At 41.8% G+C, this 25,865-nt stretch carries 24 protein-coding genes; 8 read left to right on the top strand and 16 right to left on the bottom strand.

The features are described from left to right. Nucleotides 1-79: 79 nt before the first annotated feature. From RBB56_RS15090 to RBB56_RS15080, 3 genes are all read left to right on the top strand, one after another. Nucleotides 80-1,717, top strand: coding sequence for an ABC-F family ATP-binding cassette domain-containing protein (locus RBB56_RS15090; RefSeq protein WP_306719779.1), 1,638 nt, complete (start codon nt 80-82; stop codon nt 1,715-1,717). A gap of 86 nt (nt 1,718-1,803) precedes the next feature. Then, on the top strand, nt 1,804-2,661 hold the full coding sequence (locus tag RBB56_RS15085; RefSeq protein ID WP_306719778.1) for a PHP domain-containing protein: 858 nt from the start codon (nt 1,804-1,806) through the stop codon (nt 2,659-2,661). A gap of 1 nt (nt 2,662) precedes the next feature. Further along, on the top strand, nt 2,663-3,484 hold the full coding sequence (locus RBB56_RS15080; RefSeq protein ID WP_306719777.1) for a Cof-type HAD-IIB family hydrolase: 822 nt from the start codon (nt 2,663-2,665) through the stop codon (nt 3,482-3,484). A 35-nt stretch (nt 3,485-3,519) separates the two neighbouring features. Here RBB56_RS15080 and RBB56_RS15075 read toward each other — a convergent pair whose 3' ends face one another. The 7 genes from RBB56_RS15075 to pheA form a co-directional block, all read right to left on the bottom strand. Continuing rightward, complete coding sequence (locus tag RBB56_RS15075) at nt 3,520-3,783, bottom strand: glyoxalase (RefSeq protein ID WP_306719776.1); 264 nt, start codon at nt 3,781-3,783, stop codon at nt 3,520-3,522. A 54-nt stretch (nt 3,784-3,837) separates the two neighbouring features. Next, nucleotides 3,838-4,635, bottom strand: coding sequence for an HAD family hydrolase (locus tag RBB56_RS15070; RefSeq protein WP_306719775.1), 798 nt, complete (start codon nt 4,633-4,635; stop codon nt 3,838-3,840). A gap of 49 nt (nt 4,636-4,684) precedes the next feature. After that, a complete protein-coding gene (locus RBB56_RS15065) occupies nt 4,685-5,368 on the bottom strand; it encodes a Maf family protein (protein ID WP_306719774.1) in 684 nt (227 codons plus the stop codon). Further along, complete coding sequence (locus RBB56_RS15060; protein WP_306719773.1) at nt 5,361-7,505, bottom strand: RNA degradosome polyphosphate kinase; 2,145 nt, start codon at nt 7,503-7,505, stop codon at nt 5,361-5,363. Before RBB56_RS15060 ends, RBB56_RS15065 begins: the two co-directional genes overlap by 8 nt. A 197-nt stretch (nt 7,506-7,702) precedes the next feature. Next, nucleotides 7,703-9,241, bottom strand: a complete 1,539-nt coding sequence (locus RBB56_RS15055; protein WP_306719772.1) for a Ppx/GppA phosphatase family protein — start codon at nt 9,239-9,241, stop codon at nt 7,703-7,705. Between the two features lie 58 nt (nt 9,242-9,299). Further along, nucleotides 9,300-10,592 (bottom strand): ATP-binding protein, encoded by a 1,293-nt coding sequence (locus RBB56_RS15050; protein WP_306722181.1) that lies wholly within the window; start codon nt 10,590-10,592, stop codon nt 9,300-9,302. A 235-nt stretch (nt 10,593-10,827) separates the two neighbouring features. Next, on the bottom strand, nt 10,828-11,955 hold the full coding sequence (gene pheA, locus RBB56_RS15045; protein WP_306719771.1) for a prephenate dehydratase: 1,128 nt from the start codon (nt 11,953-11,955) through the stop codon (nt 10,828-10,830). Between the two features lie 220 nt (nt 11,956-12,175). On the opposite strand from pheA, the gene RBB56_RS15040 reads away from it, so the two are divergent. Then, entirely contained in the window at nt 12,176-13,216 is a 1,041-nt protein-coding gene (locus RBB56_RS15040) for a DUF5050 domain-containing protein (protein WP_306719770.1), read from the top strand. A 2-nt stretch (nt 13,217-13,218) separates the two neighbouring features. On the opposite strand, the gene folK is transcribed toward RBB56_RS15040, so the two are convergent. The 5 genes from folK to RBB56_RS15015 form a co-directional block, all read right to left on the bottom strand. Then, nucleotides 13,219-14,070 (bottom strand): 2-amino-4-hydroxy-6-hydroxymethyldihydropteridine diphosphokinase, encoded by an 852-nt coding sequence (folK, locus tag RBB56_RS15035; protein WP_306719769.1) that lies wholly within the window; start codon nt 14,068-14,070, stop codon nt 13,219-13,221. 383 nt (nt 14,071-14,453) lie between these two features. Continuing rightward, entirely contained in the window at nt 14,454-15,260 is an 807-nt protein-coding gene (folP, locus tag RBB56_RS15030; RefSeq protein WP_306722180.1) for a dihydropteroate synthase, read from the bottom strand. Nucleotides 15,261-15,327: 67 nt separating this feature from the next. Further along, on the bottom strand, nt 15,328-15,819 hold the full coding sequence (locus RBB56_RS15025) for an HD domain-containing protein (RefSeq protein WP_306719768.1): 492 nt from the start codon (nt 15,817-15,819) through the stop codon (nt 15,328-15,330). Between the two features lie 131 nt (nt 15,820-15,950). Continuing rightward, nucleotides 15,951-16,505: a GTP cyclohydrolase I FolE gene (gene folE / locus RBB56_RS15020; protein WP_306719767.1), complete on the bottom strand. Its 555-nt coding sequence runs from the start codon at nt 16,503-16,505 to the stop codon at nt 15,951-15,953. A gap of 94 nt (nt 16,506-16,599) precedes the next feature. After that, complete coding sequence (locus RBB56_RS15015) at nt 16,600-17,955, bottom strand: bifunctional folylpolyglutamate synthase/dihydrofolate synthase (RefSeq protein WP_306719766.1); 1,356 nt, start codon at nt 17,953-17,955, stop codon at nt 16,600-16,602. Between the two features lie 94 nt (nt 17,956-18,049). Here RBB56_RS15015 and RBB56_RS18525 point away from each other — a divergent pair, with 94 nt between their 5' ends. Further along, on the top strand, nt 18,050-18,457 hold the full coding sequence (locus RBB56_RS18525; RefSeq protein WP_306719765.1) for a putative ABC transporter permease: 408 nt from the start codon (nt 18,050-18,052) through the stop codon (nt 18,455-18,457). Here the strand turns inward: RBB56_RS18525 and RBB56_RS15005 are convergent. From RBB56_RS15005 to RBB56_RS14995, 3 genes are all read right to left on the bottom strand, one after another. Continuing rightward, nucleotides 18,454-19,812 carry an MATE family efflux transporter gene (locus RBB56_RS15005; protein ID WP_306719764.1) on the bottom strand — a complete coding sequence of 453 codons (1,359 nt, stop codon included), beginning with the start codon at nt 19,810-19,812 and terminating at the stop codon, nt 18,454-18,456. The two genes, RBB56_RS18525 and RBB56_RS15005, sit on opposite strands and share 4 nt — an antisense overlap. Before the next feature lie 133 nt (nt 19,813-19,945). After that, nucleotides 19,946-20,386, bottom strand: coding sequence for a PH domain-containing protein (locus RBB56_RS15000; protein ID WP_331525922.1), 441 nt, complete (start codon nt 20,384-20,386; stop codon nt 19,946-19,948). A 79-nt stretch (nt 20,387-20,465) separates the two neighbouring features. Further along, on the bottom strand, nt 20,466-21,524 hold the full coding sequence (locus tag RBB56_RS14995) for a YeiH family protein (protein ID WP_306722178.1): 1,059 nt from the start codon (nt 21,522-21,524) through the stop codon (nt 20,466-20,468). 134 nt (nt 21,525-21,658) lie between these two features. Here RBB56_RS14995 and RBB56_RS14990 point away from each other — a divergent pair, with 134 nt between their 5' ends. From RBB56_RS14990 to RBB56_RS14980, 3 genes are all read left to right on the top strand, one after another. Next, nucleotides 21,659-22,546: a LysR family transcriptional regulator gene (locus tag RBB56_RS14990; protein WP_306719763.1), complete on the top strand. Its 888-nt coding sequence runs from the start codon at nt 21,659-21,661 to the stop codon at nt 22,544-22,546. Between the two features lie 300 nt (nt 22,547-22,846). Further along, nucleotides 22,847-23,764, top strand: coding sequence for an aspartate carbamoyltransferase (gene pyrB, locus RBB56_RS14985; RefSeq protein WP_306719762.1), 918 nt, complete (start codon nt 22,847-22,849; stop codon nt 23,762-23,764). A gap of 24 nt (nt 23,765-23,788) precedes the next feature. Beyond that, complete coding sequence (locus tag RBB56_RS14980) at nt 23,789-24,223, top strand: aspartate carbamoyltransferase regulatory subunit (RefSeq protein ID WP_306719761.1); 435 nt, start codon at nt 23,789-23,791, stop codon at nt 24,221-24,223. 96 nt (nt 24,224-24,319) lie between these two features. Here the strand turns inward: RBB56_RS14980 and RBB56_RS14975 are convergent, their stop codons facing one another. Further along, on the bottom strand, nt 24,320-25,735 hold the full coding sequence (locus RBB56_RS14975) for a glycoside hydrolase family 1 protein (protein ID WP_306719760.1): 1,416 nt from the start codon (nt 25,733-25,735) through the stop codon (nt 24,320-24,322). Nucleotides 25,736-25,865 lie beyond the last annotated feature (130 nt).

The raw sequence follows: 25,865 nt of genomic DNA, 5'->3' as shown, positions 1-25,865 counted from the left end.
CAAAATCCCTAATTTTCTGTACAATAAGGAAGGATGGAATTTTAAGAAATAGTATTGTAAAAGAGAGGTTATTATAATAATGATTAGTGCAAATAATGTAACATTGCGTATCGGAAAAAAAGCGTTATTCGAAGATGTTAATATTAAATTTACAGAAGGGAACTGCTATGGATTAATCGGAGCCAATGGTGCCGGCAAATCCACTTTTCTCAAAATATTATCCGGCAAGTTAGAGACTACCAATGGAGATATTGTCATCACTCCCGGACAACGTCTCTCCGTGCTGGAACAGGATCACTTTAAATATGATGAATATTCTGTTATGGATGTAGTGATTATGGGTAATGAACGTCTCTATCAGATTATGAAAGAGAAGGATGCGATTTATGCCAAGGAAGACTTCTCCGATGAGGACGGAATCCGCGCCAGCGAGCTGGAGGGCGAATTCGCTGAAATGGACGGTTGGGAAGCCGAGTCAAATGCGGCTATGCTTCTTAACGGACTAGGTATCGACACAAGCCTTCATTATTCCATTATGGGAACTTTAAACGGTAGCGAAAAGGTGAAAATACTTCTTGCAAAAGCACTGTTCGGTAATCCGGATATCCTTCTTCTCGACGAGCCTACCAACCACTTGGATTTGGATGCTATCGCGTGGCTTGAGGATTTCCTTATCGATTTTGAAAATACAGTTATCGTAGTATCCCATGACCGTTACTTCCTGAACAAGGTATGTACTCATACGGCGGATATCGATTACTGTAAGATTCAGCTTTATGCCGGTAACTATGATTTCTGGTATGAATCCAGCCAACTTCTTATGAAGCAAATGAAGGAAGCCAACAAGAAAAAGGAAGAAAAGATCAAAGAGCTTCAGGACTTTATCTCTCGTTTCTCCGCAAATGCTTCCAAATCCAAACAGGCAACGAGTAGAAAACGTGCATTGGAAAAAATTGAGTTGGATGATATCAAACCTTCCAGCAGAAAATATCCTTATATAGACTTCCGCCCGGAACGTGAAATCGGTAACGAGGTGCTCTCCGTGGAAGGTATTTCCAAGACAATCGACGGAGTGAAGGTTCTCGATAATATTTCCTTTATCGTAGGACATAACGATAAAATTGCCTTTGTAGGCGGCAATGAATTAGCTAAGACTATATTGTTCCAAATCCTTATGGGCGAACTTGAACCGGATGAAGGTTCCTATCGCTGGGGTGTTACCACTTCGCAGGCATACTTCCCTAAAGATAGCACGAAAGAATTCGACAATGATTATACAATTGTAGATTGGCTCACGGGCTACTCTCCCATTAAAGATGTTACTTACGTGCGCGGTTTCCTGGGACGTATGCTCTTCGCCGGTGAAGACGGTGTGAAAAAGGTCAAAATCCTCTCCGGAGGTGAAAAGGTAAGGTGTCTTCTCTCCAAAATGATGATCAGCGGAGCCAACTGCCTCATTCTGGATGAGCCTACCAACCACTTGGATATGGAATCTATCACCGCATTAAACAACGGCCTGATTAAATTCCCCGGCGTGGAATTATTCGCTTGTCACGATCATCAATTCGTACAAACGACAGCAAACCGTATTATGGAAATCCTTCCGGGCGGACAGCTTATCGATAAAATTACTACTTATGATGAATATCTTGCGAGCGATGAAATGGCAAGAAAACGTACTGTATATACGAATAAGAACGAAGAGGATGACAATTAATTTCGGAAATTTATATTTCGATATGGCAAGGGGCTGGTTTCAGCTCCTTTGTCTTTATCCACCTATTATAATAAAGGAGCTTTTTCATGAATATCGTAGATTTACATGTTCATTCCAATAAATCAGATGGCAGCCTGACACCTTCCCAATTGGTACATCTTGCTGTAGAAAAAGGCTTATCAGCCTTCGCTTTGACCGACCACGACACTACGGATGGTATTGCTGAAGCAGTGGATGCCGCGAAAAACCTACCCGAGGATATCCATCTGGAAGTGATTCCGGGCATCGAACTTTCCACAGAATATGAAGGAAAGGATATTCACATTCTGGGATTATATATCCAATACGATACCCCTTATTTTAAGGAGCAGATTAAGTCTTTTACAGATTCACGCCTTAATAGGAACAGGAAAATGTGTGCCAATTTGCAAAGAGCCGGTATCGATATCTCCTATGAGAAACTGATAGAAGCCTTTCCCGAATCAGTAATTACCAGAGCACATTATGCCAGATACCTGCTGAATCATGGCTATGTCAAAAGTATGCAAGAAGCCTTCGAGCGCTATCTGGGAGACCATTCCGAATACTTCGTTCCACGGGAAAAGCTCACGCCGCAACAGGCGGTAGCGTTTATCCTTAAGGCAAATGGCATTCCGATTCTTGCTCATCCGATTCTATACCATATGAGCGATGAAAGATTGGATGCTTTGACAGCGAAGCTTGCTGAGGCAGGACTTATAGGACTTGAAGCCATTTACAGCACTTATAGCAACGTGGAAGAATGGAAGATACGTAAATTAGCCGATAAATACAATCTGTGTCTAAGCGGAGGCTCCGATTTCCATGGTGCTGCCAAACCTTCATTAGAGCTTGCCACCGGTTACGGAAAGCTGGTAATTCCAGAAGATATATTAATAAACTTGAAAAAAAGAAAAGGGATATAAAATGATGAATCATCAGAAACAAAAGATATTTTTCACTGACTTGGACGGTACCTTGCTTACAAAAGAGAAGAAAATCTCCCAAGCTACCATGGCTGCCTTAAAACAATGGACCGATGCCGGCCATAAGCTGGTGCTTTCCTCAGGCAGAGCCATAGACAGTGTAAAAGATGTGAAAGGAGCACTGGGACTTACCTTTCCCGGTATGTATTTAATTGGTTATAACGGAGGCGAAATCTATGATTGTGAGAAGGATGAAACAATATTTCGCATTTCTCTTACTATGGAGCAAACTGCTCTTGTAGCTAAAATCGCTAAAGAGCATGGTCTTCATTGTCAAACTTATACAGATACCCATATTATCAGTCCTGCGGACAATGCAGAATTGCGGTTCTATTGCAGAGCAATTCACACACCCTTCCTTATTAGCGAAGATATCCTGACACCTTTGGAGCAGCCTCCTTGTAAATGTCTTCTGATCGATCTTCATGGCAGAGAACGTCTGGAGGAATTTCGCCAAACTTTACTTTCTCTCGTTAACGGGGAGCTGAATGTGTTATTTTCCAACGACCGATATCTGGAAATTTTCCCTGCGTCCTCAGGCAAAGAAGTTGCTGTACATAAACTATGTGAGCTATTATCCATTCCCATACAAGATACCTTGGCGGCCGGCGATGAACTGAATGATACTGCTATGATAAAGGCAGCAGGCGTCGGTATCGCTATGTTAAATGCCCGGGATGAAGTGAAAGCGGTCGCTAATATTATCACTGAGACCGACAACGATCACGATGGCCTCGCCCCTATTCTTTTATCACATATGTAATAAGGTCTTTCCTATAGAATAAAAAAGTGGAGGGGTTATCCCTCCACAATTAAATATCTTCCATCGCCTACATCGAATACTTCCCCTGCACTTAGTATCTCTTCTTCACTCGCGCCTTCCATGTCAACGCCTTCTTCATCGAAATATTCCCACACTGCTCTTACGGAATCCACGACAACCGCCATACAGTCTTCCAGAAATGCTTCCGCCTCTTCCGGGGTTTCTGCCACCTTTTCAGGAAATAGCTGCCTTTGATTTCTCAAAAAACTTGCTAATACCGCATCATCATATTCGTGCATTTAACATCCTCCTACTTCTTGCAATAAATTCTACATTATCAATATATACTGTCATTATGAATTTATCAAGCTTTTTACAACTTGATATACACCTTTTTCTAAGTAAGAAGGGCAAATATATTTTGCAGCCTGCTTTACCTCTTTTCTGGCGTTCTCAACTGCATAACTTTCTCCTGCCTGATGCATCATTCCTATGTCGTTATGATTGTCGCCAAATGCCATGGTTTCCTCCTTCTTTATCCCGAAGTACTCCTGTACAAAAGCGAGCGCATGTCCCTTATCCACAGAAGAATCCATGAAATCCACCCATTCATCCCCTGCCATACAAGCCTTCACCTTATCTTCCCAGGCAGGAATCAATACATTCTCTCCCAATTCCCTTATACTTTCCTTCTGATAAATAGAAACCTTAATGATCTGCGCATCCTCAGCAAGCACATCCTCCACAAGGGTAAATCGATTCCGGTACCCGAAAGCCATCAAATCGATAAACTCTTTGTTCGTACTTTCAAGCAGACAGCCATTGGGAGTGGAAACTACGATATCGCAGTTTCTATTATATTCCCGAAGCTGTTTTATAATAGCTTCCACATATTCTCTCTTCATAGGCGTTACGCTGATATCCTTGCCCTGATAACGAATCTGTGCCCCATTTTCTGCAATAACGACAATATCCTCTTCTATCGCGCGAAAGACATTCTTAATGCTGTCATACTGTCTGCCGCTGGCTGCACAGAACACGATTCCCTGAGCGATTAATTCCCTTACGATTTTTACCATCTCCGGGTATAGATCCGGGGTCGAATCTTTAATTAACGTTCCGTCTATATCTGTTGCTACTAATTTTATCATTGATGTATCCTACCTTTTCCGTATTCTTACTGTCAGCGCAGGTAAATGTTCAGACCTGATGAATAGTTACTATATTTCTTTGCTTCATCTCTTGATATAACCTGCCAACCGGCAATCCTACCACATTATTATAATCTCCGCATATACTTTGAATATATGCAGCACAGATGCCTTGAATACCATAACTTCCTGCTTTATCCATCGGCTCTCCCGTCGCCACATAAGCGGAGATTTCATCTTCAGTCATCGGATACATGGTAACATCCGTCCGTTCAAAAAAGGTATAATATTTAACAATATTATACTGCGCCGAGCAAAGCGAGTGTGCAGAAAACATACCGCGGCCGCTTACGGACAAGGTATAAAATGCAGGCTGCTCACCTTGGTTTCGCTCAGCGATGGTAACTCCGGTATATACTTGATGAACGTTGCCTTGAAGTTGTCTGAGCATATCTTTTGCGTCCTCTTCGCTTTTGGGCTTACCCATAATCACATTCTGAAAAGCCACGACGGTATCCGCACCAATTACAATAAAGTCTTCGTTCTCTTTATCCAATAACTGCCCGGCGATATCCTCCGCCTTTTGCAAAGACAGCTCCTGTACAATTTCCTGAGGCAGCACTTTCGTCGTTTTTTCCTCTTTTGTACTGGGAATCACTTCATACGTCACTCCTATTTGGGAAAGTAACTCTCTTCTTCTCGGCGATGCCGATGCTAATATAATTTTATTCATGATGTGTCTCCGGTATAAATACGCGGTCATCCGCCGCTTTTTTTACTTCTTCCAAGTCCCGTACCGCTTCCAGCGTGAACTCCATTTGGGAATTATATATTATTTTCCCCCTTTTATCCACTTTCTCATAGCTTCCATCGGCTTGCATTACATGAGCCTTGACCGTGTCCTTGAATCCTCCCTCCAGGATATGAAGCAGTCTTTCTTTAAGCTGCGGTCTCTCCACCGGGAAAAGTATCTCCACCCTGCGCTCCAGATTACGCGGCATCCAATCTGCGCTTCCGCAGTAAACTTCATAATCTCCGCCGTTTTCAAAGTAGAAGATACGACTATGCTCCAGAAAGTTACCTACGATGGAGCGCACACCGATATTTTCACTCATACCGGGAACCCTTGCCTTCAGGCTGCAGATTCCGCGAATCAGCAATTCTATCTGCACGCCCGCCTCGCCTGCTTCATATAACGCATCGATAATATCTTTGTCACACAGAGAGTTCATCTTCGCCATGATCCGGGCCGGACGCCCTTCCTTAGCATATCTCATCTCTCTGGCAATCAAATATAAGAATCGGTCCTTTAGCCATAGGGGCGCCAATGACAGTTTATTCCATGTCCTTGGTTCAGAATATCCGGATAACATATTAAATACCGCGGTCGCATCCTCACCGATTTTCTCACGGCAAGTGAATAGACCTATATCCGTATAAAGCTTGGCTGTAGCATCGTTATAATTACCGGTTCCAAGATGTACATATCGGCGAATCCCGTCCTCTTCCTGCCTTACAACAAGTGTTATCTTGCTATGAGTCTTTAGCCCCACTAATCCATAGATGACATGGCATCCGGCTTTTTCCAGCATTTTCGCCCATACGATATTATTCTCCTCATCAAAGCGTGCCTTTAATTCCACTAACACAGACACTTGCTTCCCATTCTCCGCTGCCTGTGCCAATGCTGCGATAATCGGCGAATTGCCGCTGACCCGGTAGAGAGTCTGCTTGATAGCAAGCACTGCCGGATCCTTTGCCGACTGCTTGATAAAATCGATTACCGGCAAAAAGGTGTGATAAGGATGGTGAAGCAGAATATCACCTTCTCTTATTTTCTCAAAGATATCACAGTCTGCCGCAAGTTCCGGTATCGGCTGAGGGGAAGCATAACCGGACTCCTTTAAATGATCGAATCCATCCATCCCATACATTTTCATTAAAAACGTCAAATCCAAAGGGCCGTCAATATGATAGATATCTTCCGCCTCGATGGAAAGCTCTTCGCTAAGCAACGATAACAACCTCTTATCGATACCGCTTTCCACTTCCAAACGAATGGCCTGCCCCCATTGTCTTTTCTTTAACTGCTTTTCAATTTCTTTTAGTAAATCTTCCGCTTCATCCTCATCTATCGTCAAATCCGCGTTTCTCATAATTCGAAATGGATGAACACATACAATATTATAATTTAAAAATAATTTTCTAATATTTCTTTCGATAATCTCTTCTAATAAAATGACCGATCGTTCTGTTACATTTTCTACTTTAAGCGGAACAATTCGCGGAAGCACGCTAGGCACCTGAACGGTAGCGAATTCCAACTCATCCTCTTCATCTTCGCCTTCCTTCTTCCTAACGAGAGCTCCCAAATTCAGAGATTTATTCCTAATAAGAGGAAAAGGTCTTGAAGAATCTACCGCCATAGGTGTAAGTACCGGGTATACATTCTCCATAAAATACCGGTCCACGTAAGCCGCCTCTTTCGCCGTCAAATCTTCATGATTCTCTACGATACGCAGCCCATTTTGTAACAGCAGCGGTACCAATGAGCGCTTGTATGTAGAATATTGAAGATTCACAAGCTCATGCGTAGCTTCATTTACACGCCTTAACTGCTCCTGTGGCTTCATCCCTGAAATATCAGGTTTCGTATACCCGGCATTGACAATATCCTTAAGTGAAGCGACCCTTACCATAAAGAATTCATCCATATTAGAAGCCGTAATGCTTAAAAACTTCAGCCGTTCAAACAGCGGTATCTGTTTATCTCTCGCTTCACCGAGCACTCGTTTGTTAAAAAGCAGCCAGCTTAACTCTCTGTTCGTATAACGTGTATTATTTCTCTTCCCGCTCTCTTTTTCGTCCATAAATTCCTCCGCTTTACTGCCAAGTCTTGTAACTGTTCAGTACCCTTACTGTTACAAAAGCAATCTTTGCAAGATTGCTTTGTAAAAATCCATTAAAATCACCTTCGGTGATGGGATTTTTACTTGCCATTCCACGTTTTCTTACGGTCAGCGCAATAAATGCGCAGACCTGCTGAATAGTTACTAAGTCTTTCTATTTACAAGCTTTTTCTTTGCCTGATAATGGGTTTGACACTGTATACCTCTTCGAAAAATTCTGCACCGTGTCCGAACATTCCTTTTTCCAAAGTAATATCTTCATTCGTATCCACGGTAATCAGAAGCTCATTTTCCTTAAGAATGGTTTTCACATCCTTAAACTTCTGCTTATGGCTCCTATCCAATCCGTTAGCCACGCGAAGTATCGCTGTCAGCTTGGCCGTTTTCAAATATGCCGCTCTGCTTAGCGTAGCCTCCCCATGCATTTCATCATAATAAGAGAATTCCATATGATTATATTTCACTACATTGGCTACAATTTCTCTCTCCATATGAGAAAGTCCAATAATCTCCGTTGCCATAATAATACTATAGGAGCATTCCCCCAGATTTACCATACTAATATATTTTCCGCAGTCATGTAAAAGTGTGGCCAGCCTTAGAAGCAGCCGTTCTCTCTTTCCCAGCCCATGAACCTTTTTCATACTATCGAAGATGGTAAGCGCTATCTTTTCTAACGTTTCCCCTCGTTTCTTACTTCCCATATACCGCTTACTGATATTTCTCGCACAGGCGATAATATCGTGCTCAAAATCATGCTTCGGAAGAACAAGCTTGTTACTTTGTGCATATTCATAAGCAATACCATCGCACAGAGTCACTCCCGGCACCCAAAGAAGCTGTACGTTCATCACTTCTATCATTCGTTTCAACAAAATACATGAAATATGAAGCAGTTCTATATTCTCCTCAGGCATATCGAAAAGCTTTGTCAACTCCTGTGCATTCTTCTCGCGAAACACAACTAAAAACCGTTCGAAGGTTTTCACATCTATATACTTTCCTACATTTTCTGCGACAATCCTCTTTTGTACCAAAGAGGACAGATAATCATCCACAACAATCATATTATGGATTTCCCGATCTTTTAGATATAATTTCTTGAAGACTGCAAGCTGCGCATTCACCATTTCCTCAATTAAGGCTTCTTGGCGTCCGCCGCCGGTTTCCAACTGGTTCATATTATCCCGCAGCCTCAGCACACCGAGTCTGAGGTTCTGAGTCGCGACAAGGACATCCTTGTCAAAAAGGGAAATCTGGATACTGCCGCCGCCGATATCCGCGATGGCGGTTCCTTTCTCAATAAATTTATTAAAGTCCTCCCCCATAAAGGCAATTGATTTATAATCCAGAAATCTTTGTTCCGAATTGCTTAACACTTCTATCTCAATACCGGTTCTTTGACGAATTCGATCTAAAATAATCATCGTATTATCGGTTTCCCGAATCGCGCTTGTGCCATAAGCTTTATATTCCGATACTTTATAGGATTTCATAATTTCTGTATATTCATTCAGATAATGACACAGCTCGTCTACTTTATCATAGGAAATCTTTCCCACGGCATAAGTTTGTGTCCCAAGATCGATGCGGTGTCTGATATGGTCGATTTCGCGCATACCTTTCTGCGTCGATATTTCAAATATCTTCATGGAAAGTTCAAAGGAACCCACATCGATTGCTGCAAACGTCTTCATTCCTTCATCATACCTTTCTTATAACTGTGAATGGTAACCATCAACGTTACACCCTTGATTACATTGCCTTGCCGAGCAAATAATCAACAAACTGCTGCGCCGTACGCCCTGAAAGTCCTCCATGAGACAGTTCCCATCTATTGGCCTCTAACAACAATTCCTCTTCCGGCATCTCGATCTTATGGCGCTTTGCCAAAGTGCGGACAATTTCCTGAAATTCCTTTTTATCCGGAGAACAGAAGAAAATAGTCACACCGAAGCGGTATACGAGTGAAAGCTTCTCCTGCACTGTATCGCTGGCATGAAGCTGATCCCTGCGCCCTTCTTTATCGGCAAAGGTCTCCTTAATCAAGTGCCTTCTATTGGAGGTTGCGTAAATGAGTACATTCTCAGGCTTCTTCTCCAACCCTCCTTCGATGACCGCTTTCAAATATTTATATTCAATTTCGAATTCCTCAAAACTTAGATCATCCATATAGATAATAAACTTGTAATTGCGGTTTTTCACTTGAGCAATCACATCATGCAGATCCTGAAACTGATGCTTATACACTTCAATAATACGAAGTCCCTTGCCATAATATTCATTAGCAATAGCTTTGATGCTGGAAGATTTCCCGGTACCTGCATCTCCGAACAACAGACAGTTATTCGCCTTTCTTCCCCCTACAAAAGCCTCCGTATTATCTATCAGTTTCTTCTTGGCCATCTCATATCCGACCAGGTCGTCTAAATGTACATGGGCAATATTCAGAATAGGAACGATATGTACCCCGTCCTCATCGCGAACTACGCGGAAAGACTTATGTAAACCGAACTTTCCAACGCCGTATTCTTTATAGAATTCAGTCAGCGTACTTTTCATCTCCTCCGGCGAATGACTCTTTGCAAGCCTCACTGCCAGATCGCAAATTCTTTTGCATATACGTGCGTTATATACCTTACTCTCCCGCTCACTGCTGTCATAGGAGAGCACAAGAGAAAACACATCTGTATCGAGTGCCTTCATCATCGCTGTAAAATCATAATCGAAAAACTCTTTGAAAATTACAATATCATTAAGAGCGACTTGATTAATCGTCCCTTGCACCTCTCCTTTAATCTCACAAGCCATACTGTAACTATTCTCGTTGTTTACGAGTAAATTGGCAAGATAGCAGTGCCAGAGGTTTCCGTAAAACCCATGGTTCCCTGCTATCTCCAAAAGGCGATGCATACTGTCAAACAGCAAAGACCGTTTGTCCTCTTGATTATAATATTCATCATTATAATTGGTCATTAACCACGCCATATCATATAAAAGCGTTTCATCACCAAACTCTTTGTATACAATGAATTCATTTTCCCGCATTGTTTCCACCTCTAATAACTTCCCGGCATCTTTTTTTCTATGTATTCTTACGGTCTGCACAGCAAGTGCTCAGACCTACTCAATAGTTCCCTAATACCGTAACTGTTCGGTACCCTCACCGTTACAAAAGCAAAGATTGCTTTGTGAAAATCCATTGTAATCACCTTCGGTGATGAGATTTTCACTGCTATTTTCATGTATTCTTACGGTCTGCGCAGCAAGTGCTCAGACCTACTCAATAGTTCCCTAATACCTTCATGTTCCTAGCTTCATCTCTAAGGCCTCGCAGCGCGTTCTTCACCGCACTGTCTGCCAGGTTCCCATCAAAGTCAATGAAAAAACGGTACTCCCAATTCCTGCCTACAATCGGACGGCTTTCTATCTTATTCATATTGAGATTGTTATAAATAAAATGCGATAGCATCTGGTAAAGGGAGCCACTCTCATGAGGGACTTCAAAACAAATACTGACTTTTTTCGCATTCTGTAAAAATATTTTCTGATTAGCAACAATAATAAATCGCGTAGAATTGCTGTTGGAGTGGTTCACCCCCCGCTCCAGAATCTCGAGTCCGTAAGCCTCTGCCGCATAAGCGCTGGCAATGGCTGCCTGTGTCTTATCGTTATCCTCTGCCACCTTCTTAGCTGCGAATGCATTATTATTCATACTAATCTGTTTCCAGGACACATGCTCCTGTAAGTATTTCGCACTTTGCATCAGTGACTGGGGATGAGAATATATCGTCTTGATATCTTCAATTTCCGTTCCCGGAGCTGCCATCAGACAATGTTCGATCTTAATGATCTGCTCACCTACAATATAATTCTCGAACTCTACCAACATATCATAAATCTCACTTACGATACCCGCCGTGGAGTTCTCAATGGGCAGTACCGCATAATCCGCGCTGCCTTCATCAATGGCTATCATCGCATCCCGAAAAGTCTCCACATGGAAGTTATTAACATCCTTACCGAAATATTGCCGCATCGCTTCCTGTGTATAGGCACCTTCAGCTCCGGGAAATACTATGCGCGCATCCTTTTTTTCCAGACTGTCCACTCCAATAAAAGGCAGCCTTCCCAAGCTCCCTTTCTCAGTCAGCATCTGATATTGCAGCTTACGGCTCATGGCCATAATCTGTTCGAATAGTTCTTCAATACCATAACGATTGAATTCATTATGGGTCATAGATTTCACACTCTGAAGCTTCTGCTTTTCCCGTTCTTTGTCGAATACCTTTTTTCCATTTTCTATCTTATACTCCGCTACCCGCTTCGATATATCCATTCTCCGCTCGTAGAGTTCCACTATTTGTTTGTCGATATCGTCTATCTGCTCTCTTAATTCCATTAAATCCATAAGGTTTTCCTTCCTGACTCATTTTCCCTTTTGTTTATAAAACCGCAAATTATACTTTGTCCGCAAGCGGACACAGTATGTTTTTTGCACACTCGCTTTGCTCGGCGCAGTACAATATTATACATCATTGAATTTAATCTTATAACAAATCCTACTTGATAGCAAGTAGATTAAGGGCTATAATTTTATTAAAAGAAAGCAAATATACGGGGTGATGTCTATGAATATAAGGAATAGAAATGTCATTATTATTATGGTGATCTTCTTAATTTTTATCGGCGGAAGCACCATCGCTTTACTATCACAGCGAGTAAAAATGAACAGCGGAAATGTAACAGGAAATACTGCCGGTAATTTAAACAACGGCGGTCTCTTCTGTGAATTGAACGGTGTTGTATATTTTTCTAATCCCTATGACGGCGGCCGTCTGTATTCCATGAATGCAGACGAAACGGAAATAAAGCGGCTTAGTTCCGGTAAGGCATCCTCTATTAACGCGGACGAAAACTATCTCTATTATTATATGGACAGTTCCCAAAGCGGCGTTGGTCTTGGCTACATGCAGGGATTTCACGGTATCTACCGCAGCAAGCATAATGGTAACGACTCCGAATGCCTGAAAAGAAATTATGCAATTACGATACAATTAAGCGGAAATTATCTGTATTATCAAAACTTCGATAATAATAATACGAATGGAACAGAACTTTATAAACTAAAGATAGACAAGTCAGAAGATATGAGAATTGCAGATTATAATATCAACCCCGCGAGCTGTATCGATGGTCTGATTTATTTTAACGGCACGAAGAACGACCATCATCTATATACCCTCAACACCGCCGATGATTCCATTTCCCTTTTATGGGAGGGAAATCTATGGAATCCGGTTTATGAGAACGGCTACATATACTACATGGATGTATCGAATAACTACCGTCTCTGCCGTTATTCTTTGTCAGAAGGTACTTCAGAGGTCCTAACCGAGGATCGCATCGATTTCTTCAACGTATATGGCAACTATATCTACTACCAGAAAAGCTCCCAAACGGAGCCTTCCTTAAAACGAATGCTTACGGATGGAAGCAATGTGGAAATAATCGCTGAGGGCGTATATAAGAACATTAATATCACCTCGAATTATGTATACTTTTCTTCTTTCGAGTCCGATATTCCTATGTATCGTACGCCGACTACGGGTGCGATTCTCGTCTCCACCTTCGACAGTGCTATGCGCGCTGCCGTTGAAGAGAACAAATAAAGTCAGGAAGAAAAAATCGTCTTTTCTTTTGTCAATTTATGAAGTAGTTCATTTACTGTTATATGCCGTACCGGGTGAATAAGATAAGGTTCTATCTGTGCAAGAGGTGCAAGCACAAAGTCCCGATTCTCCATATCCCGGTGCGGTATGGTAAGTTCTTCCGTCGCCACAATCCAGTCGTCATAAAAAATGATATCCAGATCCAGGGTACGGTCTCCCCACCGAATCTCACGGGTTCTTCCGGCCGCTTGTTCCAGAGAATGTAAATAGGAAAGTAATTCCATAGGCATAAATAAGGTTTTTATCTTTAGCGCACCATTGAGAAATTCTTCCTTTGCCGCATCCCCATATGGAGCTGTGCGAATAATATCCGATACCTTCTCTACGCGCACTTTCTGTTCTTTTCTCATCGCTTCTATTGCCCCGTCTATATATTCCTGTCTGTCTCCCATACTGGAGCCGAAGGCTATATATGCCGTGTGCCACCCCCTTATCACTTTCACAGATACCGACTCAAAAGGCAGCCCTATAGGGGCATGTGGTTTACGGACCTCCAAAGCTATACGTTCTATGAGAGGAAAGGCAAGAAGTACCTCTTGTGCCAAATGTTCTGTCACCGCTTCGATAAGCTTGAATGTATGGTTCTTCATATAGCTGCTCATAAAATGGCAGACTTCCCCATAATGCACTGATTTTGTTAAATCATCCGTCCATCCTGCCTCCATGGTATTCACGTGCAGCACTGCATTAATATAGAAGTTTTGCCCTGCTGCTGTCTCTTCCGGATACACTCCGTGGTGGGCATATACCTCCAGATTCTCTATCCTGATTTCATCCAAAGATGGGTTGGTCATGATTCTCTTACCTTATCCTTTCTTGTATTTATTTCTTATATGTGTTTATGGTGTTCCGCTTTTGAGTTAGCAGTTGATTTATTTTCGAATTGTTTATTGGGGTGTTGGCAGGCCTGGGGTTGTTCCTAATGGTTTTGCTTTCTGGCGCGATTGGCTGTATTTTCTAAATGGAATCAATATGTCACGGATTGTTTCCGGGGCAAACAACGCATGGAGGCGGTGTTTAGGAAGCACGGTACAAGGAAGTACCTTGCTTCCGACCCGGTCGTATTCCAAATCTCCCCGTTTCATCCAGGAAAATACAATCGCGCGCCCGGAAGAGAAACTGCCAAGGGAAATCCTTCACAAGCCTGACATATTATAGCGTCACAATTATCCCTGCTTTATTGGGAAAGTATGGCCTCTGCCATGCGGATAGCTCTTACATTTTCCTTAATATCATGCACTCTTACAAAGGAACATCCTTTCATAACAGCAAAAACAGTGGTCACAAGGGTTCCCTCTACTCTCTGGTCCGCAGGCAGTCCCAAGGTGAGCCCCACTACAGACTTTCTGCTGGCACCGAGGAGGAGGGGATAATTGAAAATTTTCAGTTCTTCCAGACAACGGATAATCTCCAAATTATTCTCATAAGTCTTGCCGAACCCTACGCCTGGATCCAGAATAATCTTCTCATCTGCAATCCCTGCCTTCGCTGCGATATGAATCGTCTCTGCAAGATCAGCAGCCACATCCTGCATATAGTTACTGTAATCAGCCGTCTCTCTGTTATGCATCAGACAGCAAGGCAATCCGCTTTTGGCAATCAAGGAGGCCATACCCTTATCGTATTTCAGTCCCCAGATATCATTGATTAAATCTGCTCCTGCATCAATCCCCGCAGCAGCCACCTTGCTTTTATAAGTATCCAAAGAAACCGGAATATCAAAACGGTCTTTTATCGCTTCTATTACAGGAATCACCCTCTGTATTTCTTCTTCCTCAGAAAGCATAGTATAGCCGGGTCTTGTGGATTCACCGCCTACATCTATAATAGACGCTCCCTCTGCAATCATCTCTTCCACACGGCGAAGCGCATGGTCAATCCGGTTGAATTTTCCTCCATCAGAAAAGGAATCCGGCGTTACATTCAGGATTCCCATGACATAGGTATGCTTATTTATCTCGAAATTTTGACTTCCTATTTTCATTGCTTTCGTTTCTTCCCTCATACTGATAACCTTGCCTTTCTCTCCGAAGTATTTTCTGCCTATCTGTTTACCATGTAATGTAAGTATTCTTCTTATCCGCTTTCCAATCACATTTCGCCTCTGCCTTGCAAGCAAAACAAGCCCTGCTCTGCTTATCGGCACGATACAACAGCCCAGCAAGACCCGGAACCTCTGCCGATTCTTTCCTTCTGTGACTTTCAATTGCGCCTATGATAGCAGTAATCTCTTCTTCGTGAAATCCACAGTCTTTAAGTATGGAAGGCGCTAGCATAGCACTGGCCTTTTCATGAGGTGTTCCGTCCGCGTACTGCATATGCCTGCCAATATCGTGGAGAAGCGCTGATGCATAGATGAGTTCCTCTTCCACTTGCTGTCCTTCTTTCAAGTTCAGTATTTGAGCAATTCTTGCTACATCAAGGAAATGTGCCATATCATGACGACAAAATTCCCGCTCTTTTTCTGCTTCCTCATTCAAATACAAGTATTCTTTATAAGAATCGTGCTGCCGTATCCTATTTACCCTAAGAAACCTTTCCATATATCCTCCCCTTCGACCGATGCTCCGTTATATCGGATTAGAGTGCCAAAAGCCTCTCACACAACTTGCTTTCATCAATTTGCACATATACTCCTTCTATCTAAAGTGATGTATCACATCGCAATGCCGTACTACTTTACCAAATGAAAAAACTTATCCTGCAGCTTTTCATTTTCCTCAAAGATTCCTTTTGTCACAAAGGTAACAGTCTGGCTCCCGGGCTTTTTCACCCCCCGCATCGTCATGCACATATGCTCCGCCTCAATCATAACCATAACACCCTTCGGCTGCAGATGATTCATAATTGCATCCGCAATCTGTGCTGTCATCTGTTCCTGTATTTGTAAGCGTCTGGCATATACTTCTACTGTCCTTGCAAGCTTAGAGATACCGACTACCTTTCCATCAGGAATATAAGCAACATGCACCTTTCCGTAGAAAGGCATCATATGGTGCTCGCAAGTAGAATAGAAAACGATATCTTTCTCCAGAACCATTTCGTTATTCTCTGCCGTAAAAGTTCTTGTCAAATGTGCATCCGCATTCTCTGCCATGCCACCGAAGATTTCCTCATACATTCTTACAATTCTATCCGGAGTCTCTATCAAACCCTCGCGTGTCACATCCTCACCAATTCCTTCCAGAATCAGCTTGACACCCTGCTCAATTTTCTCTCGATTTACCATGTATATCTCTCCTGATTTTATATTACTATTCAGCCTACGGCTTCCCATCAACAATTCATGCACAGAAATACTGCTACGCAGTATTTCGCGCTTGCTAAACTCGGGTTTTCTGTGATCCTCGCTCACAAAGAACACCTCGCGATGTTGATGGCTGAACTGTTGCGATTTTATCTCTGTTTTCTACAATATGAATCAAGTCTCCCAGGTACGATAACGAGCCGAAAGCAATAATAACGCTATTCTTATCCGAAAGCAAGTAACTAAGTTCAACCGCTTCCTCCAAACTATCCGCCACCGTCACCCGCGGATGGTATTCTTGTACCTCCTTCGCCAAATCATAGGCGTGTAAAGCCCTTTCATTCTTCGGAGGCGTTATTGTAATGATATCCTGTGCAAGCTCATAAGTTTCCCGAATAATCTTATCATATTCCTTATCTCTTAGAACCCCCATTATATAGATAATCTTTTTATTTGTAAAATAAAAGCGGATAGATTCCGCAAGCTTCTTCGCCGCATCCTCATTATGAGCTCCATCCACGATAAATAGCGGTTTCTTCCCTATGACACTAAAACGTCCCCTCCACAAAGTATGCAACAGCCCTTTCCTCAGCACCTTTTCTTCTATTGGATAACGTTTTTTTAATCTCTCTACCACTTCCACCGCAAGTGCCGCATTAGAAATCTGATGCTTTCCTGCCAGAGTAATCTCCAAGTCTCTATATTGTCCATAAGAAAATCTCTGTTTCTCCACACCGTACTTTACACGGGATATCTTTTCCTCGTCCACCGGGAAAAAGGGATTGTTTTTCTCCTCTGCCCTTTTTCTTATCACATCCAAGACAATCGGTTCTTGTGGCACACTAATTACATAACAGTCGTTTTTTATAATTCCTGCCTTTTTTTCTGCAATTTCTTCTAGCGTACCGCCAAGGTATTGCATGTGATCCATACTGATTGACGTAAAGACACATGCGGCTGCTGTAGATATGATATTAGTCGCATCCGTCAGCCCTCCAAGCCCGGTTTCCAGTATGACAATATCACACTTCACCTTTTTAAAATATAAAAAAGCCATCGCTGTTTCGATTTCAAAGGGTGTCGGATGAGGCAGACTATCCCTCTTTATCCCTTCAATCGCATCCGCGATTTCTTCGAGGCAATCACAGAAAGCAACCTTCGTAATCGGTCTGTTATTCACCTGAATATGTTCTCTATACTCAAAAATAACAGGTGATATGTATCGCCCTGTTCGATATCCGGCGGTTTTAAAAATTGTGGAAAGATAGGCGAGCACAGAACCCTTCCCATTAGTGCCTGCAATATGGATAAATGTAAGTTCATCCTGAGGATTCCCTAACCGTGCGCAGAGCTCTTTCATATTATCGAGTCCGAGCACGCTTCCATATTGCCCCACATCCTTCATGTATTCCATGGCTTCCTGATATTTCATAGGCTTCACTCCATTCATTAATAAAACAATAACTTCACTCTGTTTTCTTATAAAATCTTATACTGCCCGAATAATATTCCTACATTCGGTAATAATGCATCTTATGAAAAAACTAATTCACAACTTCATTCATTGCGGCATCCTTGGCTGGTGCCTGGAAATTACATTTACCGCGCTAAGCTCCTTTAGACGCAGAGAATTTACTCTAACGGGGAATACTTCCATATGGATGTTCCCCATATATGGCATGGCCGCATTTCTGGCTCCCATATATAGACTCATAAAAAAACAGCATTTCCTTATCCGGGGGATTATTTATGCCCTTCTTATCTTCGCGGGCGAATTTGCCACCGGCTCCTTTCTAATGCGAAAGGACTTATGCCCTTGGAATTATCATCGTTCCAAATGGAACATACAAAAGGTGGTAAGGCTCGATTACCTTCCATGCTGGGTTTTCGCCGGCCTTCTCTTCGAGCGGCTCATAAGAGAAAATGAAGACTAAGCAGCCGCCGTCTCTTCCTCACCCAACCTTCTCGTCAACTTACGCATAACAAACAGGTAAGCAACTCCCAGAAAAGTACCCGTTATCAACCAAGCACTGGCATTACCGAGGCATACCCCCACATAACTATAATAGTGGACAGCAATAAACGCCGCCACCACCCGGCATGCCAGCTCCACAACGCCCCCCATCATTGGCATAAAGGAAAAACCACAACCTTGCAGTACATTTCGGAAGATGAAGATCATGCCCAGCGGCGTGAAGAAGATTCCGCATATTTTTATATAAGTTTCTGCATATTCCAATACTTGCGTAATGTCACCGCTGACAAACAAGCGAATCGCATGAGGCAGAATATTTATTACGATGGCAAACACTGCTACAGAATATATAGCATTCATCACATTGGCAATCCGGACTCCTTTTCGAATTCTTCCAATATCATTGACTCCCCTATTTTGTGCACAATAGGTCGCCATTGTAATACCCATGGCCGCCAGAGGTTGTGTTACGATTTGTTCCACCTTGCCGGCCGCCGTATAGGCTGCCACAACAGTAGAACCGAACATATTAAGAGCCGCCTGAATCAACATAGTTCCCACCGCTGTAATTGAGAATTGAAATGCCATGGGAATACCTATGCTTAATTGATTCATACAACAATGATAGTCTAATTTCCAATGCTCTTTCCTAATACATAACAGAGGCACCTTCTTGATAATATAAATAAGACAGCACACTCCTGCTACTCCTTGGGAAATAACAGTCGCAGCCGCAGCCCCTGCCACTCCCATCGGTATGACGAGAATGAGGAACAAATCCAAAACTATATTAAGTACAGCCGCTATAATAAGAAAATAAAGCGGTGACTTACTATTTCCTACCGCACGAAGATAGCTTGCCAGCAAATTATAGAAAATAGTACACGGCATTCCAAGGCAGATAATAACGATATATTGCTTCGACATTACGAAAATATCATCCGGTGTATTCATAATGGATAGAATCATATCCATTCCCCAAACACTCACAACGGTCAATATCGCAGTAATAACAATAGCTAACATTGCACCATTCCCTACACTCTTCTTAACTCCTTCTATATCCCCTGCACCGAATCTTTGTGCCGTCAATACGGTAAATCCTGTTGTGATTCCCATCATAAATCCTAAAATCAGAAACATAATTGTCCCTGTGGCACCTACTGCCGCGAGCGCCTTTACGCCTAGAAAACGGCCAACGATAATCGTGTCGGCCATATTATATAGCTGTTGAAAAATATTCCCCAAAATAACAGGAATAATAAATTTTCCGATTAATTTCAACGGGCTCCCCTTTGTCATATCTAATTCCATATGCCTTCAAACCTTTCTGTCATACGTCTTTAAAAGGCGGTAGGAAATTCACTCCATACCGCCGCCGTTTCTTCTATAAAAATATCTCGTTACAACAAAGATCAGATTTCACGTGCAAGTAATGCTTTTACCATTAAATATCTAAGTCTGCACTGCCGTACGTTCCGGATCCTATATCGAGGGTGTTAAGGGTTCTTCTTTTCCTTCTTTCTTCCTCCGAATTGCGTAAAATATAGTCCTTAATCTCTTTCGCCCGTTTAATATGTATTAACTGTAACGTAGGATGGGTCGTATCTCCGGTATGGCATACTACCGTTCCAAGGCCGAGTATCCGCTCCCATAAAGAAACCTGAAGTTCTACATCCTGTATCTTATACATGTAGCAATCATTCTCATAGGTTTTAAAAAGACCGGTATTCACTACAATATATTCTTCTCCAATCGTATATTTTGTAAACGTCCATGGAAGTCCAAAAAATAATAATCTTTTTCTTTCTACATATTCCATAATAATGACCGAACCTTTCTCTTCACTACAAATTTTATATCTCGATTTCTCTGGCTTTGGCTCCATATAAAAATGTATAATATTGTTTTTATTTTAGATTATTTTCCATCAAATTGCAACACTAATATGCGGAGACTTATAAGGATCAAAAAAGATGCAGCAGATTTTGTAAGAGAAGGCTTACCGATAAAATGGATACCCAACAGCAAAATCCCATGATAATAGGCTTCCCTCCGCTTTTTACAAGCTTTATAATATCCGTATTGAACCCAATCGCACTCATCGACATCACAATAAAGAATTTGCTCAATTGATTAAGATAATAAAATGCAGTCATTGCAATACCTTGTACATTGCCGGAACACAAGCCGGTGATAAGTGTGGTAAGAATGGAGGCCAGAACAAAATATAACAAAAACATCGGAAAGACTTTTTTAACAGAAACTGTTCCTTTTATCTCGGAACTTTCACGCCGGTACTTCCTGAATTGAAGAAAAGATATCCCTAGTGTAATCGGTATAATGGCTAAGGTTCTTGTTAATTTTACGATTGTCGCATAGGCCAACACGGCTCCCTCGGTGCCATGAATCGTATCCCATGTGGAAGCCGCAGAGGTAACTGAAGACATATCATTGACCGCTGTTCCTGCGAACAAGCCAAATCCTTCATTCGATAAGCCAAGGGCTGCACCCAACGTCGGAAAAGTGAGAGCTGCTATTACATTGAAAAGAAATATCACTGAGATGGAGCTGGCAATTTCTTCATCGTCCGCATAAATGATGGGAGCTGTGGCTGCTATTGCAGAACCACCGCAGATAGAAGAACCTACACCGATCAGTATGGACGTCTTTGGCGGTACTCTTAATATTCTATATAGAATAAAAGCCACTGCCAGAGAGGTTGTAATCGTTGATAATATAATTGGTAAGGAGGCAATTCCAACACTCCCAACTGTTCTCAGATTCAATCCAAATCCTAATAATATAACCGCAGATTGGAGTATTTTCTTCGATGTAAAGGCAATGCCGTCTCGAAAGGCAGACTTGTCCTTTATCATGCCTCCGAGTATCATACCGATTAAAATAGCTATAATGGGCGCTCCAATTATCTCCAGGCTGTGAATAGATTTTACAGCAATCCATGCCGGGGCCGCTATTGCAGAACATAATAGAAGGCCTTTCCCATTCTTCTTAAAAAAATTCATCTTGATAACCATGCCTTTCTCATAAGCTTCTTATTTATTCTATTAGAATCACACTTGATTATAGTTACAACCCGATATAAAATCAAATTATAATTCTTTATGTTTGTATTATTTAATTTTATAAGGAGGTTATTATGCTTGACTTTAGGCATGAAACATTTCTGGCTCTCTGTCGAATCGGAAGCTACACCAAGACTGCAGAAGCACTGCATCTGACTCAGCCCGCAGTGACACAGCATATCAAAGCATTAGAAGCACATTATGGCAATCGCTTATTTACGTACGCTGACAAAAAGCTTACGCTTACAAAGCATGGAGAACTTTTATATCGATTTGCCTCTACCGTCGCTTCGGATAGCGACACTATGACAGAATTACTGCGAAGAAAAACCTTATCAAATCCACCTTTACGATTCGGAGCGACTCTGAGCATCGGTCAATACATTATGCCACATATTTTGGAACAGATTCTGCTGCACAGACCTGACACACAGGTTTCCATGCTGGTAGAAAATACCCATCATTTGCTGGATAAACTGAATCGGGGAGAGATTCAATTCGCACTGATTGAAGGACTTTTCGATAAGACTGCATACCATTCTGAATTATTTGCTACAGAACCATTTATTGCAGTATGTTCCGGCAATTCACCGCTTGTGAATCGTCCCCTCTCCTTTCGGGAACTCACTCAAAATAATCTGATTATAAGGGAACAAGGCTCAGGCACTCGCGAGATTTTCGAGCATCTCTTTGCAAAACACAATTTATCCGTGACCAGCTTCTCAAAAGTCACGGAAGTAGGCAATATGGAGGTGATCAAGCAGTTAGTGAAAGCCGGTTTGGGCATTACCTTTTTATACAAGGCAGCCGTGAAAAATGAGCTGATGCAGGGTGAAATGAATCAATTGAATATCATAAATCCGGATACTTATCATGAGCTCAATTTCGTCTTTCCCAGAAACAGCCAACATGCTTCCGCTTTCCTGGCATGGCTTTATGAGTTTAAAAAATATTTGATGTAGTTACTTTGTTTTGTTATTGAAAGCCGTCCGCTGTTATGGTATCATTAAATAAATTTTACGGCGGTTTCTGAATACCGACGTGTTATACCATTTAGGAGGTCTTTTCATGGCAATCAGAAAGTACAGCAAACATTTCCATACTTCTCATGTTTTTTGCAGATGCTTTTTCCATTGCCAGCTATCACCTCTATTTTTATTTTTAATTGAATTATTCCTATTTAATGAATCGAAGAGAAGCCTTTTCTCTTCGATTTTGTATGTACACTCGTTAAACCAATGACATGAAAGGAAGGATGTAATATGAGACATTTAATGGGTCCTCTTGACTTCACCGTTGAAGAACTCGACAAGCTCTTCAACCTTGCAACCGACATCGAACACAACCTGCCAAAATATGCACATGCCTGTGACGGTAAAAAATTAGCAACCTGCTTCTACGAACCGAGTACCCGTACAAGACTTAGCTTTGAAGCAGCTATGTTGAATCTTGGCGGAAGCGTTATCGGTTTCTCCGATGCCGGTTCTTCTTCCGCTTCTAAGGGCGAAAGCGTATCCGATACCATACGCGTTATTTCCTGTTTTGCGGACATTTGTGCCATGCGTCATCCAAAAGAAGGAGCCCCTATGGTAGCTGCGAGCAAATCCTCCATTCCGGTTATCAATGCCGGGGACGGCGGACATCAGCATCCGACTCAAACGCTTACCGATTTACTTACCATACGCTCATTGAAAGGTCATTTGAAGAACTTCACCGTCGGCTTATGCGGAGACTTGAAATTCGGCCGAACCGTTCATTCCCTCATCCATGCCTTAATGCGTTATCCTAATATCCATTTTATTTTCATATCCCCGGAAGAGCTTAAAGTGCCGGACTATCTCACTGATTTACTCAAGGAAAATAACATACCCTATGAGGAGGTCATCCGCCTGGAAGAAATCATGCCCAGACTCGACTTCCTATACATGACCCGCGTACAGAAGGAGCGTTTCTTTAACGAGGAAGATTATGTTAGGTTAAAGGATTTCTACATCTTAGATAAGACAAAGATGTATCTAGCTAAAAGCGATATGCTCGTACTCCATCCACTCCCGCGTGTCAACGAAATCTCGGTAGAAGTCGACGACGATCCCCGCGCCGCTTATTTTAAACAGGTACAATACGGAGTTTATGTCAGAATGGCCCTTATTCTTACCTTATTGGAAATTGAAGTTGTTTAATCGCAAAAGGAAGGAGAATATATTATGTTAAATGTCGGAAGAATTGAAGAAGGTTTCGTTCTCGATCATATCGAGGCGGGAAAAAGCCTTTCCCTCTATCATCATCTGCAATTAGATAAATTGGACTGTCCCGTCGCTATTATTAAAAATGCAAAAAGCAATAAAATGGGTAAAAAAGATATCCTTAAAGTGGAATGTGATATCGATACGCTGGATCTGGATGTCCTCGCTTTTATTGACCACTGCATTACGGTGAATGTAATTAAAGACGGAGAAATCGTCGATAAAAAAGAACTGGTACTCCCAAAAGAAATCAAGAATATTATCAAATGCAAGAATCCTCGCTGTATTACATCTATCGAACAAGGTCTTCCTCATGTATTTATCCTTACCGATGAAAAAAAGGAAATATACCGCTGCAAATATTGTGAAGAGAAATACGAAGATACCGGGAAATGATTCCGTATATAATTTCAGAAAGGGCTGTAACAGCCCTTTCTTTATAAAAACATATTTTGTAAGTAGAACCACAGCCTATAACCGATATTTGCTTACTTACCAATTTTTCGTATAATCTCTGAACCAATAAAATGAATCCTTTTTACTTCTTTCAAGGGTTCCGTTTCCTTCATCATCCTGATCTACATATATAAATCCGTATCGTTTCTTCATTTCTCCTGTTGTAGCGCTTATTAAGTCGATAGGCCCCCACATCAGATATCCGAAACAGTTAACACAATCTTCATTTATACTCTTTTTCAATTCATCGAGATGATTCTTTAAGTAATCAATTCTATACTGGTCGTGTACAGAACCGTCTTGCTCTTTTTGGTCAAAAGCACCCAGCCCGTTTTCTGTAATAATCATTGGAATATTATATCTTCTGTCCAGCATCATTAATAAGTATCTAAGCCCTTGCGGATCAATCGTCCATCCCCAGTCGCTTTGCCTCAGATACGGATTATTGGAAGCACCGAAGAAATTTTCTCCGTCATCATCAGATTCCTGAGCTGAACTCACAGAACTTGCATAATAGTTCACTCCTATAAAATCAAGCTTAGAATCTGCATACTCTTTTTTATCTTCTTCCGAAATCTTTGTTTCAATTCCTCGTTTTCTGTATTCATTTAACTTATATTCGGGAAAAGCACCCTTGCACATAGCATCGATCTGATACCAATCTCTTTCCATATTTTTATAGGCCAGAATCGAGTCATCCGGATTACAGGTCTTCGCATAAGAGGGGGTTATGCCAAATACACATCCTATCTGAAAATCCGGATTTATTCTGTGTCCGCAATTTATCGCCTTCACACTTGCCAATGTCATATTGTAAGCGCATTCAGCCATTACCTTAGCCGGATTTTCGACTTTTGAATAACACAACCCTGTATTCATATAGGTAAAGAAATCAGAAAGCAACAGGTCTGCATCCAAATGGTTCATTTCATTAAATGTTGACCAATAAGTCACTATGTCCTTGAATTCTGTAAACATCGTTTCACAGTAACGAAGGTATAACTGAATCGTCTCCCTGTTTGCCCATGAACCATATTTCTTTACGAGGTTTAACGGCATCTCAAAATGGAATAAGGTTACAATCGGCTCAATATCTCTTCTTCTCAGTTCCATAATGACATCTCTGTAATGCTCGATTCCTGCCTGATTAGGTGCCGCATCATCACCATTCGGATATATTCTTGCCCAATCTATGGAGATGCGTAGGGCTGTAAAGCCAGCCTCTGCAAATAATGCTATATCTTCTTTATATCTATGGTAAAAATCAATTCCATAATGTGATGGATATACTTGACCTTCTTCCACTTCCCCATGGAAAATTCTCGGGGCAGATGCACTTCCCGCAGTAACGACATCCATTATTCCAAGGCCTTTTCCGTCTGTTTTGTAAGCACCTTCGCATTGATGCGCCGCGATACTTCCGCCCCAAAGCATCTTTTTGCTTATGGCCATTATTTGCTCTCCTTAATCATTCGTAACTGTTCAGTACTTGCCCAGTTACGAGCAAAAATCCATTTCAAATCACCTTCGGTGATAGGATTTTTACTTGTTATTCGATGTTATCGTACGGTCAGCGCAGTAA

The organism is Kineothrix sp. MB12-C1 (assembly GCF_030863805.1).
Taxonomy (GTDB): domain Bacteria; phylum Bacillota; class Clostridia; order Lachnospirales; family Lachnospiraceae; genus Kineothrix.
This window is presented reverse-complemented; position numbering and strand designations above follow the sequence as displayed.

Coding starts and splice junctions, on each gene's coding strand:
- RBB56_RS15050 (WP_306722181.1), bottom strand. CDS start 10,592: ATGCGGGAAAATGAATTCATTGTATACAAAGAGTTTGGTGATGAAACG.
- RBB56_RS15070 (WP_306719775.1), bottom strand. CDS start 4,635: ATGATAAAATTAGTAGCAACAGATATAGACGGAACGTTAATTAAAGAT.
- folK (WP_306719769.1), bottom strand. CDS start 14,070: ATGACCAACCCATCTTTGGATGAAATCAGGATAGAGAATCTGGAGGTA.
- RBB56_RS14975 (WP_306719760.1), bottom strand. CDS start 25,735: ATGGCCATAAGCAAAAAGATGCTTTGGGGCGGAAGTATCGCGGCGCAT.
- RBB56_RS15005 (WP_306719764.1), bottom strand. CDS start 19,812: ATGGAATTAGATATGACAAAGGGGAGCCCGTTGAAATTAATCGGAAAA.
- pheA (WP_306719771.1), bottom strand. CDS start 11,955: ATGGATTTAATGGAATTAAGAGAGCAGATAGACGATATCGACAAACAA.
- RBB56_RS15025 (WP_306719768.1), bottom strand. CDS start 15,819: ATGGAAAGGTTTCTTAGGGTAAATAGGATACGGCAGCACGATTCTTAT.
- RBB56_RS15075 (WP_306719776.1), bottom strand. CDS start 3,783: ATGCACGAATATGATGATGCGGTATTAGCAAGTTTTTTGAGAAATCAA.
- RBB56_RS14990 (WP_306719763.1), top strand. CDS start 21,659: ATGCTTGACTTTAGGCATGAAACATTTCTGGCTCTCTGTCGAATCGGA.
- pyrB (WP_306719762.1), top strand. CDS start 22,847: ATGAGACATTTAATGGGTCCTCTTGACTTCACCGTTGAAGAACTCGAC.
- RBB56_RS15065 (WP_306719774.1), bottom strand. CDS start 5,368: ATGAATAAAATTATATTAGCATCGGCATCGCCGAGAAGAAGAGAGTTA.
- RBB56_RS15000 (WP_331525922.1), bottom strand. CDS start 20,386: ATGGAGCCAAAGCCAGAGAAATCGAGATATAAAATTTGTAGTGAAGAG.
- RBB56_RS18525 (WP_306719765.1), top strand. CDS start 18,050: ATGCATCTTATGAAAAAACTAATTCACAACTTCATTCATTGCGGCATC.
- RBB56_RS15055 (WP_306719772.1), bottom strand. CDS start 9,241: ATGAAGACGTTTGCAGCAATCGATGTGGGTTCCTTTGAACTTTCCATG.
- RBB56_RS15085 (WP_306719778.1), top strand. CDS start 1,804: ATGAATATCGTAGATTTACATGTTCATTCCAATAAATCAGATGGCAGC.
- RBB56_RS15015 (WP_306719766.1), bottom strand. CDS start 17,955: ATGAAATATCAGGAAGCCATGGAATACATGAAGGATGTGGGGCAATAT.
- RBB56_RS15080 (WP_306719777.1), top strand. CDS start 2,663: ATGATGAATCATCAGAAACAAAAGATATTTTTCACTGACTTGGACGGT.
- RBB56_RS15040 (WP_306719770.1), top strand. CDS start 12,176: ATGAATATAAGGAATAGAAATGTCATTATTATTATGGTGATCTTCTTA.
- RBB56_RS15060 (WP_306719773.1), bottom strand. CDS start 7,505: ATGGACGAAAAAGAGAGCGGGAAGAGAAATAATACACGTTATACGAAC.
- RBB56_RS14995 (WP_306722178.1), bottom strand. CDS start 21,524: ATGAATTTTTTTAAGAAGAATGGGAAAGGCCTTCTATTATGTTCTGCA.
- folE (WP_306719767.1), bottom strand. CDS start 16,505: ATGGTAAATCGAGAGAAAATTGAGCAGGGTGTCAAGCTGATTCTGGAA.
- RBB56_RS14980 (WP_306719761.1), top strand. CDS start 23,789: ATGTTAAATGTCGGAAGAATTGAAGAAGGTTTCGTTCTCGATCATATC.
- folP (WP_306722180.1), bottom strand. CDS start 15,260: ATGAAAATAGGAAGTCAAAATTTCGAGATAAATAAGCATACCTATGTC.
- RBB56_RS15090 (WP_306719779.1), top strand. CDS start 80: ATGATTAGTGCAAATAATGTAACATTGCGTATCGGAAAAAAAGCGTTA.